Origin of the sequence: Pseudomonas sp. BF-RE-25, from assembly GCF_019956105.1 — a bacterium.
Lineage (GTDB): Bacteria > Pseudomonadota > Gammaproteobacteria > Pseudomonadales > Pseudomonadaceae > Aquipseudomonas > Aquipseudomonas migulae.
In genome coordinates, this window is sequence record NZ_JAHBDB010000007.1 from 78,251 (window position 1) to 92,415 (window position 14,165).

Consider the following 14,165-nt stretch of genomic DNA (forward strand, 5'->3'; position numbering starts at 1 on the left):
ATGTATCAAGCGCACTAGCTATCCAAAGCGTGAACCCTCGGGAACACGCTAACGTGCGTGCACCTGACATCCGACTGACGGGACATGAATCGGTATGCATTCCAAAACTTCTCGGCGCACCTTTGTGAAAGGTCTCACCGCAGGCGGGATTCTCGGTGGCTTAGGCCTCTGGCATACACCTATATGGGCGGCCCGTAGCTTGGGCGAGACTAATGTCCTGTCAGGTACAGAGTTCGACCTCTTTATCGGAGAAACACCGGTAAATATCACTGGGAATGCCCGGACTGCCATGACAATCAATGGCGGGATTCCGGGGCCTCAGCTGCGCTGGCGTGAGGGCGATACCGTGACCTTGCGGGTCAAGAACCGCCTTAAGGATATGACATCAATCCACTGGCACGGGATTATCCTCCCCGCGAATATGGACGGTGTGCCGGGCCTTAGCTTCCATGGGATCGAGCCTAACGGCACGTACGTCTATCAATTCAAGGTTAAGCAGAATGGAACGTATTGGTATCACAGTCACTCCGGCTTCCAAGAACAGGTAGGTGTATACGGCCCATTGGTAATCGACGCGAAAGAGCCCGAGCCATTTGAGTATGACCGTGACTACGTGGTGATGCTTACTGACTGGACGGATGAAGATCCTGCTTCGTTGATGAAAACATTGAAGAAGCAGTCTGACTACTACAACACCCACAAACGTACAGTCAGTGATTTCATACATGACGTAGCTGACAAAGGTTGGTCAGCTACCGTCGCTGACCGCAAGATGTGGGCAGAAATGAAGATGAATCCCACTGACATTGCAGACGTCAGTGGCGCGACATACACCTACTTGATGAACGGCCACGCGCCGAACTCCAACTGGACGGGCACCTTCAAACCTGGCGAAAAGCTTAGGTTGAGGTTCATCAATGGTTCGGCCATGAGCTACTTTGATGTCCGTATTCCGGGTTTGAAGATGACTGTCGTGGCTGCCGATGGCCAGTATGTTAAGCCCGTAAGCGTGGACGAGTTCAGGATCGCCACAGCTGAGACCTTCGATGTGATCGTCGAACCAACTCAGGACGCCTACACACTGTTTGCGCAGTCGATGGATCGGTCGGGGTACGCAAGAGGCACCTTGGCCGTCCGGTCTGGCTTGGCTGCTCCAGTACCTGAGCTAGACCCACGTCCTCTCGTCACCATGGCCGACATGGGTATGGCCGGTATGGATCATGGCGCGATGGCTGGTATGGGCGATATGGCTGGAATGGATCACAGCAAGATGGCCGGCATGGGGGACAGCTCAATGGAGGGCATGTCAGGCATGGACGGCGGTGCCATGAAAGGTATGAACCATGGCGCTACGCAAGACATGTCCGGCATGGACAGCATGGCTGGGATGGATCACAGCAAAATGTCCATGGGCGGCATGAGTGGTATGGGAGAAATGCAGTCGCACCCAGCCACAGAATCCAACAATCCTCTCGTCGACATGCAGGCAATGTCGACGTCGCCAAAGCTTGATGATCCTGGCATGGGCCTTCGCGAGAATGGCCGAAAGGTGCTGACGTACTCTGACCTAAAGAGCACGTTTGAGGATCCAGATGGCCGTGAGCCAAGTCGAACTATCGAACTGCACTTGACCGGTCATATGGAGAAATTTTCCTGGTCTTTCAATGGGGTGAAGTTTTCGGACGCCGAGCCTTTAAAACTGAAATACGGCGAGCGAGTCCGGATCGTTCTCGTCAACGACACCATGATGACTCATCCCATCCACTTGCATGGCATGTGGAGCGACCTTGAAGATGAAAACGGGCAATTCCTTGTCCGCAAACACACCATTGATATGCCGCCTGGATCAAAGCGCAGTTACCGAGTGACAGCCGATGCACTGGGACGCTGGGCCTATCACTGCCATCTCCTGTACCACATGGAAATGGGGATGTTCCGCGAAGTGCGTGTAGAGGAATAAGGAGTCGACTATGAGCAATTTTCTTTGCGGGACTCGCATGCACTCAGCTGTGTTTACGGTCGCTCTGACCGCTGGTTTTGTCTTCCCCGCAGCCGCTGAAACAAGCCAGGGTACCGAAGACGGGCAGATGCAGACTATGGATCACGGCCAGATGCAGACTATGGATCACAGCCAGATGCAGGGTATGGATCACAGCAAAATGGAGGGTATGCAGCCCGCCAAGCAACAACCGCAGACCCAAAGCCGGACGCCGATACCGCAATTGACTGATGCCGACAGAGCCGCTGTCTATAAGTCCCCTGGTGGTCACGCGGTTCATGACACAGCCCTCAACTCATTTTTTATATTTGAGAAGTTGGAATGGCAGGATGCTGACGATGGAAGCGCACTGAATTGGGAAGCCCAAGGTTGGATAGGGGGAGATGTTGATCGTCTATGGTTGCGCTCCGAAGGCGAGCGCACCAATGGGAAGACTGAAGAAGCTGAGGTTCAAGCTTTATGGGGACACGCCATCAGCCCTTGGTGGGATCTAGTCGGCGGTGTTCGTCAAGACTTCAAACCAGGCGACCCTCAAACGTGGGTGGCTTTCGGTATCCAGGGCTTGGCGCTCTACAATTTCGAGGCCCAGGCTACTGCTTATTTGGGTGAAGGCGGCCAGACCGCAGCGCGGCTGGAAGGTGACTACGACATTCTCCTAACCAATAAGCTGATTTTGCAACCGACGGCAGAATTCAATTTCTATGGCAAAAACGATCCCAAACGTGGAGTTGGTTCAGGGCTGTCTGAGAGTGAAGTCGGTTTGCGGCTCCGATACGAAATCCGTCCAGAGTTCGCACCTTATGTAGGCGTGACTTGGAATCGGGCTTATGGAAAGACCGCTGACTATGCCAGCGAGGAAGGCGACGACAGTAACGAAGCACGCCTGGTGCTCGGCGTACGGGTGTGGTTCTAAACCACAGTTAGCGGCACCAAATAATTATATAACCTCATTACAACAGCTACGCGCTGTGAGGAGCCTTGCATGTCTGTATTTAAATCCTGTGTTGTGGCCGTCGCTCTTTCATCCAGCCTTCTGCTCAGTGCAGTTGCCCAGGCTCACCCGAAGCTGGTGTCTTCGACTCCGGCTGAAGGCGAGAGCGGCCCAGCTCCAGCAAAGATTGAGCTGCACTTTTCTGAAAACTTGGTTACCCAGTTTTCAGGAGCCAAGTTGATCATGACCGACATGCCTGGCATGTCACACTCACCTATGGGTGTGAAAGCCAGCGTGGCCGGCAGTAACGATCCTAAAACCATGGTCTTGACCCCGGCCTCTCCTCTCACAGCTGGCACCTACAAAGTGGAATGGCGAGCGGTTTCCTCCGATACCCATCCGATTACCGGCAGCGTTACTTTCAAAGTGAAATAAGCATGAGCGACCCTTTGAATGTGGTACTGCGCCTCGCGCTTTACCTGGATCTTATGCTCCTGTTCGGTCTTGCCGTCTTTGGGCTATACAGCTTTCGGGGAAAAGAGCGTGTATCGGGGACGCTGTTGCATTTTGGGTCGCTACTACCTGGCACCGCTGTTATAGGTATGCTTTTGTCCATAGCAGCTTTTGTAGTTATGACAAAAAATATGAGCGGCGCATCCGACTGGGCGGAGCTGCGGCCTCACATGGAAATGATGCTGTACGAGACTGAGGTCGGCTACAGCTGGGTGACACGCATGATCTCGCTAGCAGTGGTGATTTTTGCTGGAAGCCAGAACAGGCGATGGCCGACGGGCAGTCTCTGGGTCGCTACCATTGCGGGCAGCATTGCCTTAGCGACAATCCCATGGACAGGTCACGGGGCGATGGATGAAGGCGCCCTGCGATTCTGGCACTTTGCCGCTGATATTCTGCACCTACTTGCCGCTGGCGGATGGATCGGAGCTCTCGCGGCGTTTGGTCTGATGTTGAGTATTAGGGGGGCTAATTCGGAGCAATTGGTAAGAGTGCTATCGCGAGCGCTCAAGGGATTCGAAACAGCGGGCGCATTCATTGTTGGTACGATCATAGTTACTGGCGTCGCTAATTATCTCTTCATTGTCGGGCCGACATTAATCGAAGTCGTAACCAGCACCTATGGCGTTCTCCTACTCGTGAAGATCCTACTTTTCGTGGGCATGATCGGGCTGGCTACCCTCAATCGTTTCTACCTGAGCCCTTCACTAGAGCGGTCTGTGGTGGCCGGTGATTTTTCTCTAGCGGCAACTGCTTTGAGAAAAAGTGTGGTGATCGAATCGACCTGTGCTGTCGTCATCGTCTGCTTGGTGGCTTGGCTAGGAACATTGAGCCCCTCAATCGAGATGGCTCAAGGGTGATCCACGAGTAGACCCAAGCGACCCCAACGGCGCTCAAATCTGAGCAACGACTAACGGCTGACGGGGTAGTCCGCGACCACTTCTTGCGCACCTGCCTTGGTGAGCCCCAGGACTTGGTAAGGTTGATGATTCTGGCCGTAGTCCATACCAGGAGAACCTGCGGGCATGCCTGGCACTGCAATTCCTGCGAGGTCTGAACGACCATTCAGCTTCTTGATTTCATCGGCTGGAACATGACCCTCTACGAATTTGCCGTCAATCACAGCCGTATGGCATGAAGCGAGTCCCTGTGGCACGCCCAGGTTCTGCTTGATAGCGCTCATATTACTTTCCACATGGTCTACTACCTTGAATCCATTCGATTCGAGGTGCTTGACCCATTCCTTGCAGCACCCGCAATTCGCGTCCCGATGCACATCGATTGTGAGGGGCTCACCTGCCTGCACAACCCCACAAATCATCAATCCCACAGCAAGCGATAGCTTTCGTTTGAACATTCGATGCACCTCGTCACGTTTTAGTGTGTGGTTGCGCTCTATGCACTGGCCGTAGGCCAGGAGTCGTGCTTCCGCACTGGATGGAAGGTAGGTTAAGCGCAAAAAGCTCAGATTGCCGATTACGTTTTTGTAAGCTGCCGACTAGGAGCTATCCGTTTGCTGTTGGGGCAATTACATTTGCGTAAGCTTCCGCACAGTCGTCAGATTGGTAGCACACTAGAACACCGCAAAACCGGAGCCCCTGCATGAAAATCTTGGTTGCAGAAGACGAACCCAAAATTGGAATGTACCTACAGCAAGGCCTCCTGGAAGCTGGCTTCAGTGTCGACCGGGTTGTGACGGGAACAGAGGCGCTGCATCAGGCGCAAAATGAGGCCTACGATCTTCTAATCCTGGACGTAATGATGCCGGGCCTGAATGGCTGGGAGGTCATTCGCTCTATCCGCACAACCGGGAGCACTGTTCCTGTGCTGTTTCTGACGGCCAGGGACGGAGTTGACGACCGGGTCAAAGGTTTGGAATTAGGTGCAGACGATTATTTAGTCAAACCCTTCGCATTTTCTGAGTTGCTTGCCCGCGTCAGAAGCTTGCTTCGCCGTGGCGCCGCCGTACCCAACCAGACATCAATCAAGATCGGGGATCTGGAGGTCGATCTTCTAAAGCGACGGGCCTCGCGCTCAGGTCGACGCATTGACCTTACCGCCAAGGAATTTTCGCTGCTAGAACTGCTGATGCGCCGTCGGGGAGAAGTCTTGCCGAAATCACTGATCGCATCGCAGGTTTGGGACATGAACTTCGACAGTGATACCAACGTGATCGAAGTCGCGATTCGTCGGCTCCGGGCCAAAATCGATGACGATTTCGACACCAAGATGATTCAGACCGCGAGGGGAATGGGGTACATGCTAGATGCTCCGGATACAGAATGAAGCGCGCATCTCTTACCCTCCGTTTAAGCATGATGTTTGTCTGTGCCGTGGTCGCCGTGCTGGTAGTTGCAGGCTTTACTTTTGACGGATTCAGCCAACATCACTTCAAGGCCCTCGACCGTCAATCAATGACGGAAAAGCTCGAATCCATTCGGCAAATAATGGATGGCGAAGCTGGCTCTGCAGAACCTTCAGAAGTTGTGTTGCAACTGCAAGCTCTCCTAGGTGCTCACCAGGAACTCTCAGCCTCAATTATCGCGAAGGGAGGGAAGACGTTCTTCGCAACTTCAAATGCAGTTGGACATCCTCCTTCCTCCTCTGGTGATCCAAGGGAAGATATGTGGGAGTGGACAGCTGGAAGCCATATGTACAGAGGCATGAAAGCCCAAGTTCATTTGGCGAATGAAGCTGAGCCACTGACCGCGTGGTTGAGTCTAGACGTCACAAGCCATATGCATTTCGTTGAAACTCTGCGCTGGTGGTTGGTGATCGGGCTGGCAATTAGCGCCTTGGTCAGCGCAGGTTTAGGGTGGCTGGTGGCGCGGAGCGGGCTGAAGCCAGTTGCCCAAGTGACGCAAGTCGCGGCCTCGATGTCAGCCGGATCGCTGAAAGAGCGTATTCCGATGGATTCTGTGCCTCGCGAGCTTGAGCTCCTTGTCACTTCGTTCAACGCTATGCTGGCTCGCCTTGAAGAGTCATTTGCTCGGTTGTCTAACTTTTCAGCCGATATCGCGCACGAGCTACGTACCCCTATCAGCAATCTGCGCACACATACCGAAGTCATCCTCACAAAGAAACGTGCACCAGAGGATTATGAAGAGAATCTCTATTCCAACCTGGAAGATCTGAACCGACTTTCCAGCATTATTGACGGCATGCTTTTCTTAGCAAAGTCGGACAACGGTCTGGTTCTCCCTGCCAAAGAGAAAATTGAGTTGCGTTCGGTCGTCGAGAAACTGTTCGAGTATTACCAGCTTCTGGCAGACGACACAGGGGTAAAGCTACAGGTAGTCGGGCACGGCGCGGTGAATGGTGACAGGACGATGCTGGATCGGACGATCTCAAATTTGCTGTCCAATGCGCTCAGGTATACCCCACCTGACTGTACGATCTCCGTGAAAATCGAGCCCCTTGGCGACATGATCAGCTTGTCAGTGGAAAACCCCGGCGAGGAGATAGCGGTAGAGCATCTGCCCCGGCTGTTTGACCGTTTTTACCGAGTCGATCCCGCACGGAGAGAGAGCGCTACGAACCATGCGGGGTTAGGGCTGGCAATCGTCAAATCACTGGTTGACGCCCATGACGGCATCGTTGGATGTGTCTCCAGAGATGGCCATACGACCTTTATGATCAGCCTACCCGCGTGGCCTGCTGACCACGAGTGAAAGCAAAGAGATCGCCCGGCCCCGTCCACAAACATGGCAAGAACAAACGCGAGAACCACCGTCATTGTGAGTGTTCTGCTGAACATGGCGTTCGGGTTTCAACTCGTCTTATCGGGTTTTGATACGTTTGACCCATCCCCCTAGGGGGGATAGGATGCCGGCGTAATTCATTGAGGCCCGAGGCTCAAGCCATGAGTGAGCAAGAACACGAACATAGCCATCCGCACACCCACCAAAGTCACGAGGCGATCATCAAGCGCCTCAAGCGGGCTGATGGCCATTTACGCGGCATCATCACCATGATCGAAGAGGGTCGTGAATGCGTGGACATTGCTCAGCAGTTGCACGCTGTCGAAAAAGCGGTCTGCCAGGCGAAGCGCACGCTCATCCAGGATCACATTGATCACTGTCTGGAGGACACCGTCTCGGCGTTGAACAATGGCGAGCGCGCACCACTGGAAGCCTTCAAACAAATCACCAAGTACCTCTAGGTCTGAAATGCCCAATTTCGCTGAACTGCTACAACAGGGCGGGGCTCACGCCTGGCTGTATTTCCCTAGCGCCATTCTGCTCGGTGCCTTGCATGGCTTGGAGCCCGGCCATTCAAAGACCATGATGGCGGCGTTCATCGTGGCCATTCGTGGCTCGGTTAAACAGGCCGTGTTGCTGGGCTTGGCCGCAACGCTGTCGCACACTGCCGTAGTGTGGCTAGTCGCTATAGGCGGCATGTATCTGGGCAAAGGCCTGGACGCGCAAACCACTGAGCCGTACTTCCAGCTCGCGTCATCCGCACTGATCATCGTAATTGCCCTCTGGATGCTGTGGCGTACCTGGCGCGGTGAGCAGATGTTCAAGTTCGAGCAAGGTGATGACCACCACCACGGCGAGCATGACCATGGTCATCATGATGAAACTCATCAAATCGATACCGGCCACGGGCGCATCGAGCTGTCGATCTTCGAAGAAGGCATGCCACCGCATTGGCGCCTGAAGACATTGACCGGACATGCCTGGGCGGCCTCAGATGTTCGCCTGATGACTACCCGTCCAGACGGCAGCACCCAATCGTTCTCTTTCGTCGAGCGCGAAGGCTTCTTGGAGTCGGCAGTCGATATCCCGGAGCCTCATGAGTTCAGTGCTCGCTTGAGTCTTGGCCATGCGGGCCACTCCCATGATTATGATCTGGACTACCAGGAGCATGATCACGGGCATGCGCATTCCGAACTGGAAGGTTTGGAGTTGTCGATTGACGGCTATCAGGATGCGCACGAGCGCGCACATGCCAACGATATCCGTAAGCGCTTCACCAACCGCGAGGTCACCACGGGCCAGATCGTCATGTTCGGCCTGACGGGCGGTCTGATTCCTTGCCCTGCCGCCATTACTGTCCTACTGCTCTGCCTTCAGGTTAAAGAAGTCGCGCTGGGAGGCATGCTCGTCCTGTGTTTCAGCATTGGCTTGGCGATCACCTTGGTGACTGTGGGTGCTGCTGCGGCCATTGGCGCTAAACAGGCTTCCAACCGCTGGCCATGGCTGGGCACCGTTGCTCGTCGTGCGCCATATTTCTCCAGCGTACTGATCATCGGTGTTGGTCTCTACGTGGGCTTCCATGGCTGGATAGGCCTAAACGTATAACGGGCTTCGATTGCTGAAGAAGTAGCGTTGGAGGTCGACATGAAAGAGGTTTTGCGTAACGCCATAACCGAAGCGTTCCATGAGGCTGGGCTCGCTATGAGGGCTCATGACTTTCAGGCTGCCTACCGCTGAATTGAGCGTGCGCACATCCTCACCCAGCGTATGCCGCTGGCTCACGTGAAATCTCATTGGCTTATGTTGAACCTGGGGTTACAGACGAAGGATTGGCGGGAGGTTGCAGGTCAGCTTCCTCGGATCATAGCCGCGTTGTTGTTTTCCAGGATCTGGGTACCTGTCGGCAACACGGGAAGAGCACGCGTCAGTGCTTTTCCGTCATGCCGCTGTCTGCTGATTTACAGGAACTGTTGCGAGAAGCTTAGCGCAACCCAGTGGCTCTTCTCTCCACAACCCTGAAACTTAGTTGCACGGACGTTCCCTGGTCTTCGTGGTGGGTCAGACTGGCTTCTCCTCCAAAACTTTCCATGATCTGCTTCACCATGATCAACCCTATACCCAGCTTACCTTGCTTGGTGGTGTAGAAGGTCTTGAAAGCCATCATTTCCTGTTGCCGTGACATTCCATCCCCGGTGTCAGCGATGATGAGATGCAGCCATTGATGGGTGTCATCCACACTCGCCTGGATGGTTAGCTTTCCGCCGCCCGGCATTGCCTCGACGGCATTGGCAATGACGCTATTCAGAATTTGGGAAAGTAAAAGCGGATTACTAATGATCCGTGGGGTGGGCTCATTGTTGAACTCGACCTGGATTCTTGATTGAGCTAGTTGTGCGCTGTAGCTGGCCAGTGTCGCCTGTACCACAATCATCGGCTCTACCAGTTCTGCCTCTCCACGGATCGGTCGTAAGCACATCAGCAATTCATGTACCCACTCCGCCATTCGATCCACTTGGCTAACAATATCGTCGATGTTCTTCGTCGCAGGTTGGCCGTCCATTTCGCTTGCCAATTCTGCGCTGGAGCGGATGCAGGCCAGCGGGTTACGCAAACTATGAGCGACCGCCGTGGACATCTCGACCAAGCCCACATAGGTCTTGTTGGCAACGAGCTGGGCTTCCTGTGACGCTAATTGAATAGATGCCCGTCGAACAAGCCAATATAGCCCGAAGTAAAGCAGCAGACCTCCCACTGCAGTAGACAGCCAAATTATCCAGTGGCCACGATTGAGCCGTTCGCTTAGATCGGCCGGTTCCTTGTAAATCTCCACGACTGCCAGAGTATTCCCCAGATCATCTACCAGGGGGATGTAGCTCTCGATGAAGAACATCTTGGGATCGAGCAAAAATTGCTGCTCGGGACGGCGTTCATCCGCATTGCTGTAGTTGGTGGAAACCCGGTCTTTCGAGCTGAATGCCGCTTCAAGGGCCTTATCGTTGAGAAATCGTTGTCCGATCAGTTGCGGATTGGTCGACCACATCACCGTCCGAAGCGGCGAGTAGATGCTGATTAGGAGTGAGTCCGGGAGGTGCGAAAGGTGGTCGAGGAACTCAGAGCGGGCCCGGTGCCTGTTCAGCGCCATTTCTTCCGAGAGCATCCCATATTGGGTGGCGGCCAAAACGTCACCCATCCGCATCCCGTCCAACCCGTGGTGACGTAATTCACCTTTGGCAATGGTTTGGATAAATTGCGCTGACAACAGCGCGTCGCGCTCCAGGCTTTCGATGACCAGAAAGCGCGTCGACACAAAACCCAGCCCAATGGCTATGGCGCTGATCAGGATGAAGCTGATGATCGAAAACCAACGCAAGAGGTTGGGCGGTTTGGTCGGCGCAATTGAGTCGGCTGCTTCCCAAGGCTGACGTCTGAAAAAAACCGATAATGGCTGCATGGGAGTGTCCTGTTCGCACTGCTTAACCCGTTGTAGCCGCTTGAATCACTCAACGAATCGTAGAGGAAGACCTAGCATTCTCTATGCCAGCAACTCAGGGCTTAGCCAGGTTAGCAATCCAACCGATGTTCGACTGTTTCAATGCTTGAAACGGGGCAAATTGAATGTCTTGGCAATAACGTCAGCACGAAAGGTAAATGCGGGAAGTGGGGAACTACAGCCAATGTTGGGGCCATCACCCCCTACGAAAGGAGATGTGAATAGTGAGTGACTATTTTGGATTGAGCGCTGAGTTGGGCAGTACCCACATGTGACTATGCGGCCGATCACGACATGCTACTGATGACCCAATCGATTCATCACCCAAGACGCTACGTTCGCAGACGCGCTCCTTCAGGTAACGGCAATTACGACATGAAACGCATACTGGATCGTCTACGTTGCTGGGCCAGCACGCTAGAGCGGCAAACCATGGCGCTCTGGTTTTGTTCTCAACCCCCACAAACACCCTGATTATCCAAATGGATTTCGGTTTTGTCGTGGCGTATGCGCTGAGCCCAATCGACCTTGTTCCGGATTTCATTCCTGTGTTGGGGTATTTGGATGACGTGATCATTTTGCCGCTTGGCATACTTCTCGCTATCCGGCTGATGCCTGCGCAGGTGCTAAAGGAGTGTCAGGTCAAAGCGATCAAGTGGGAGGAAAGCCGTGAGAAGCGGCCAGTGAGCAGATTTGCTGCGGTGGTCATTGTATTAGTCTGGCTTATTGCTGCTGTGGGTGTTTGGTGGGCTTACGTTCTCTGAATTAGGCCGTTTTTTTACCGGGTGGTTGAATCCACAACCGTTAATTGTCGGTGGCGAAGGTAGGCAATCGACTCTGTGAGCGCATTAAATTTTTACGCATTCTTTACGGTTGCTGCTTTCGTTCGCAACGATACTGGCCGCGATTTTATATCGACCATATACCCGAGCCTCCAACGGCTCTGGCAAAACGTATTGCCCAAGGATGGCATGCAGTTCCTTCCCGCCGTTTGAGAGAAACGCCCCTTGAGTAAAACAGTGACCAGTGCGAATGACGGCTCCGAAACCAAAACGTCAGGAGTGGCCTTGCTTGTTGCCGCTGTGGGAGTGGTTTATGGGGACATTGGCACCAGCCCCCTCTATACGCTCAAAGAAGTGTTTTCTGGTCACTACGGCGTTCAGTTAAATCACGACGGCGTACTGGGCATTCTGTCGTTGATCTTCTGGTCACTGATCTGGGTTGTCTCCATCAAGTACGTGCTGTTCATCCTGCGCGCCAACAATCAGGGTGAAGGCGGCATTATGGCGTTGACGGCTTTGGCCCGCCGCGCGGCGGCACCTTACCCCTACATGAGCAAAGTCCTGGTTCTGCTGGGACTGTTCGGTGCTGCATTGTTTTACGGGGACAGCATGATCACCCCAGCCATTTCGGTGCTGTCAGCGGTTGAAGGGCTTGAGTTGGCGTTTGACGGCATAGAGCACTGGGTTGTGCCACTGTCAGTGGTGGTGTTGGTAGCGTTGTTCCTGATCCAGAAACACGGCACAGCCCGGATCGGCATCCTGTTTGGCCCGGTCATGGTGTTGTGGTTTGTGGTGCTGGGGGCTCTCGGAATCTACGGTATTTTGCAGCAGCCCGAAGTGCTGCAAGCACTCAATCCCGTTTGGGCGGTGCGTTTCTTCGTTGTTCATCCGGGCATTGGTGTGGCGATTCTGGGCGCTGTCGTCCTGTCACTGACCGGTGCTGAAGCCTTGTATGCCGACATGGGCCACTTTGGTCGCAAACCGATTTCACGTGCCTGGTTTATTCTCGTTTTGCCCGGTCTGGCACTCAATTATTTTGGCCAGGGCGCATTGATCCTGGGAAACCCGGAAGCGGTGCGCAATCCGTTCTATTTACTGGCACCTGACTGGGCGCTGTTGCCGATGGTGGCTCTGTCTACGCTGGCGACGATCATCGCGTCTCAAGCCGTAATCTCCGGCGCGTTCTCGCTGACTCGCCAGGCCATTCAGCTGGGTTACGTACCTCGCATGTTTATCCAGCACACCTCCAGCCAGGAGCAGGGGCAGATATACATTGGCACCGTCAACTGGGCGTTGATGGTGGGTGTTGTGCTGCTGGTGATCGGTTTCGAGTCATCTAGCGCCTTGGCTGCGGCTTATGGGGTTGCGGTGACGGGAACCATGCTGATCACCACCATTTTGTCCTCGGCGGTCGTCCTGCTTCTGTGGAAAACGCCGCGCTGGTTGGCCATCCCGATGTTGCTTGGCTTTCTGCTGGTGGACACCCTGTATTTCGCAGCCAATGCGCCGAAGATTTTCCAGGGCGGTGCGTTCCCGGTGATTGCCGGTATCGGCCTGTTCATCTTGATGACAACCTGGAAGCGGGGACGCAAGATCATCGTCGAGCGGCTGGATGAAACCTCACTTCCTTTACCGATATTCATCAGCAGTCTTCGTACGCAACCACCCCATCGTGTGCAAGGTGCGGCAGTGTTCCTGACAGCCAGGGCCGATGCTGTTCCCCATGCGCTGCTGCACAACCTGCTGCATAACCAGGTCTTGCATGAGCAGGTGGTGTTGTTGACTGTGGTCTCCGAAGACAGCCCGCGAGTGCCTGTCGACCGTCGATTCGAAGTTGAATCCTTTGGCGAAGGTTTCTTTCGGGTCAGTCTGCACTTTGGTTTTACCGAAGAGCCCGATGTCCCCCAAGCGTTGCGTGCCTGCCATTTGCCCGAACTTGATTTCAGTCCTATGCGCACGACTTACTTCCTGAGCCGGGAGACGGTTATCCCGACCAAGCGCATCGGTATGGCCAAGTGGCGCGAGTACTTGTTTGCGTTCTTGCTCAAGAACGCAAACAGCAACCTGAAGTACTTCAAGTTGCCATTGAACAGGGTCATCGAGTTGGGCACACAGGTCGAAATGTAGTGATGGATCAGCGGAGATCGCGTTAAGCGTTATGGGTATACGACACTCAGGTGATGACGCGCGAACGCGAACACATGCCTACGGGGCTGCCACGTAGTGCCAGTTCCGGCTCAACGGCTAGTTTTTTCGCGTAATACTGGCTTAATTCTTGATAGGCTTTATTGCTTGCTTTGGAGATTGACGATAGTTTTTTGTTGATCCGTGTCCAATTGTAAGAGACATTTTCAGCGACTACACTCCAGCCCATGAAACGCTATCTGCGGTTTTGCATCATCTTCATGATCAGCTTGGCGCTTCCCCTCAGCGGGATGGCGGGCCTTCAGGCACCGACAGAACCGTGCCCTATGAAGACGATGGGCATGGCGATGATGGACGATATGGGGATGGACTGCTGCAACGACATGAAAAGCCCTTCCGAGCACGGCAAACCTTGTAAGCCGGGCCAGGAATGCAAGACGGGCGGCATGTTGCAAGTCTCGATCCTAAAGCCTCCTGTAACCGTATTCAGCCCCGTAGTGCTTTCATTTTTCAGCGATTCCCTACCTGTAAAGACCTCGTCCGGGGTTTGGCGACCGCCTCGCGTTTGATTCCTGTCCCACATTGAGCCTCATTCCGCATTAGC

Annotated in this window: 14 protein-coding genes; 12 read left to right on the top strand and 2 right to left on the bottom strand. The window is 54.1% G+C overall.

The features are described from left to right. Positions 1-94: 94 nt before the first annotated feature. From KGB24_RS04060 to copD, 4 genes are all read left to right on the top strand, one after another. Complete coding sequence (locus KGB24_RS04060; protein ID WP_223414708.1) at positions 95-1,960, top strand: copper resistance system multicopper oxidase; 1,866 nt, start codon at positions 95-97, stop codon at positions 1,958-1,960. 10 nt (positions 1,961-1,970) lie between these two features. Then, entirely contained in the window at positions 1,971-2,912 is a 942-nt protein-coding gene (locus tag KGB24_RS04065; protein ID WP_223414706.1) for a copper resistance protein B, read from the top strand. Between the two features lie 69 nt (positions 2,913-2,981). Next, entirely contained in the window at positions 2,982-3,365 is a 384-nt protein-coding gene (copC, locus tag KGB24_RS04070; RefSeq protein WP_223414704.1) for a copper homeostasis periplasmic binding protein CopC, read from the top strand. Positions 3,366-3,367: 2 nt separating this feature from the next. Continuing rightward, on the top strand, positions 3,368-4,303 hold the full coding sequence (copD, locus tag KGB24_RS04075) for a copper homeostasis membrane protein CopD (RefSeq protein ID WP_223414702.1): 936 nt from the start codon (positions 3,368-3,370) through the stop codon (positions 4,301-4,303). A 50-nt stretch (positions 4,304-4,353) separates the two neighbouring features. On the opposite strand, the gene KGB24_RS04080 is transcribed toward copD, so the two are convergent. Continuing rightward, a complete protein-coding gene (locus tag KGB24_RS04080) occupies positions 4,354-4,800 on the bottom strand; it encodes a DUF411 domain-containing protein (RefSeq protein WP_223414701.1) in 447 nt (148 codons plus the stop codon). A gap of 245 nt (positions 4,801-5,045) precedes the next feature. On the opposite strand from KGB24_RS04080, the gene KGB24_RS04085 reads away from it, so the two are divergent. From KGB24_RS04085 to KGB24_RS29265, 5 genes are all read left to right on the top strand, one after another. Continuing rightward, positions 5,046-5,729 (top strand): heavy metal response regulator transcription factor, encoded by a 684-nt coding sequence (locus KGB24_RS04085; protein WP_223414700.1) that lies wholly within the window; start codon positions 5,046-5,048, stop codon positions 5,727-5,729. Next, entirely contained in the window at positions 5,726-7,114 is a 1,389-nt protein-coding gene (locus KGB24_RS04090) for a heavy metal sensor histidine kinase (RefSeq protein ID WP_223414699.1), read from the top strand. Before KGB24_RS04085 ends, KGB24_RS04090 begins: the two co-directional genes overlap by 4 nt. Positions 7,115-7,305: 191 nt before the next feature. After that, positions 7,306-7,605, top strand: a complete 300-nt coding sequence (locus tag KGB24_RS04095; protein WP_200624141.1) for a metal-sensing transcriptional repressor — start codon at positions 7,306-7,308, stop codon at positions 7,603-7,605. Between the two features lie 7 nt (positions 7,606-7,612). After that, the gene (locus tag KGB24_RS04100) at positions 7,613-8,749 is read left to right on the top strand and encodes a nickel/cobalt efflux protein RcnA (RefSeq protein WP_223414698.1); all 1,137 of its coding nucleotides are present in this window, start codon (positions 7,613-7,615) and stop codon (positions 8,747-8,749) included. A gap of 162 nt (positions 8,750-8,911) precedes the next feature. Beyond that, the gene (locus KGB24_RS29265) at positions 8,912-9,163 is read left to right on the top strand and encodes a DUF3703 domain-containing protein (protein ID WP_317846464.1); all 252 of its coding nucleotides are present in this window, start codon (positions 8,912-8,914) and stop codon (positions 9,161-9,163) included. Here KGB24_RS29265 and KGB24_RS04110 read toward each other — a convergent pair. After that, positions 9,126-10,595, bottom strand: coding sequence for a sensor histidine kinase (locus tag KGB24_RS04110; protein ID WP_223414697.1), 1,470 nt, complete (start codon positions 10,593-10,595; stop codon positions 9,126-9,128). The two genes, KGB24_RS29265 and KGB24_RS04110, sit on opposite strands and share 38 nt — an antisense overlap. A gap of 521 nt (positions 10,596-11,116) precedes the next feature. Between KGB24_RS04110 and KGB24_RS04115 the strand changes: the two genes are divergently transcribed. From KGB24_RS04115 to KGB24_RS04125, 3 genes are all read left to right on the top strand, one after another. Continuing rightward, entirely contained in the window at positions 11,117-11,398 is a 282-nt protein-coding gene (locus KGB24_RS04115; RefSeq protein ID WP_317846465.1) for a YkvA family protein, read from the top strand. 243 nt (positions 11,399-11,641) lie between these two features. Beyond that, on the top strand, positions 11,642-13,543 hold the full coding sequence (locus tag KGB24_RS04120) for a potassium transporter Kup (RefSeq protein ID WP_223414696.1): 1,902 nt from the start codon (positions 11,642-11,644) through the stop codon (positions 13,541-13,543). A 245-nt stretch (positions 13,544-13,788) separates the two neighbouring features. Then, positions 13,789-14,130 carry a hypothetical protein gene (locus KGB24_RS04125; RefSeq protein WP_223414695.1) on the top strand — a complete coding sequence of 114 codons (342 nt, stop codon included), beginning with the start codon at positions 13,789-13,791 and terminating at the stop codon, positions 14,128-14,130. Positions 14,131-14,165: the final 35 nt, after the last annotated feature.

Coding starts and splice junctions, on each gene's coding strand:
- KGB24_RS04060 (WP_223414708.1), top strand. CDS start 95: ATGCATTCCAAAACTTCTCGGCGCACCTTTGTGAAAGGTCTCACCGCA.
- KGB24_RS04065 (WP_223414706.1), top strand. CDS start 1,971: ATGAGCAATTTTCTTTGCGGGACTCGCATGCACTCAGCTGTGTTTACG.
- copC (WP_223414704.1), top strand. CDS start 2,982: ATGTCTGTATTTAAATCCTGTGTTGTGGCCGTCGCTCTTTCATCCAGC.
- copD (WP_223414702.1), top strand. CDS start 3,368: ATGAGCGACCCTTTGAATGTGGTACTGCGCCTCGCGCTTTACCTGGAT.
- KGB24_RS04080 (WP_223414701.1), bottom strand. CDS start 4,800: ATGTTCAAACGAAAGCTATCGCTTGCTGTGGGATTGATGATTTGTGGG.
- KGB24_RS04085 (WP_223414700.1), top strand. CDS start 5,046: ATGAAAATCTTGGTTGCAGAAGACGAACCCAAAATTGGAATGTACCTA.
- KGB24_RS04090 (WP_223414699.1), top strand. CDS start 5,726: ATGAAGCGCGCATCTCTTACCCTCCGTTTAAGCATGATGTTTGTCTGT.
- KGB24_RS04095 (WP_200624141.1), top strand. CDS start 7,306: ATGAGTGAGCAAGAACACGAACATAGCCATCCGCACACCCACCAAAGT.
- KGB24_RS04100 (WP_223414698.1), top strand. CDS start 7,613: ATGCCCAATTTCGCTGAACTGCTACAACAGGGCGGGGCTCACGCCTGG.
- KGB24_RS29265 (WP_317846464.1), top strand. CDS start 8,912: ATGCCGCTGGCTCACGTGAAATCTCATTGGCTTATGTTGAACCTGGGG.
- KGB24_RS04110 (WP_223414697.1), bottom strand. CDS start 10,595: ATGCAGCCATTATCGGTTTTTTTCAGACGTCAGCCTTGGGAAGCAGCC.
- KGB24_RS04115 (WP_317846465.1), top strand. CDS start 11,117: ATGGATTTCGGTTTTGTCGTGGCGTATGCGCTGAGCCCAATCGACCTT.
- KGB24_RS04125 (WP_223414695.1), top strand. CDS start 13,789: ATGAAACGCTATCTGCGGTTTTGCATCATCTTCATGATCAGCTTGGCG.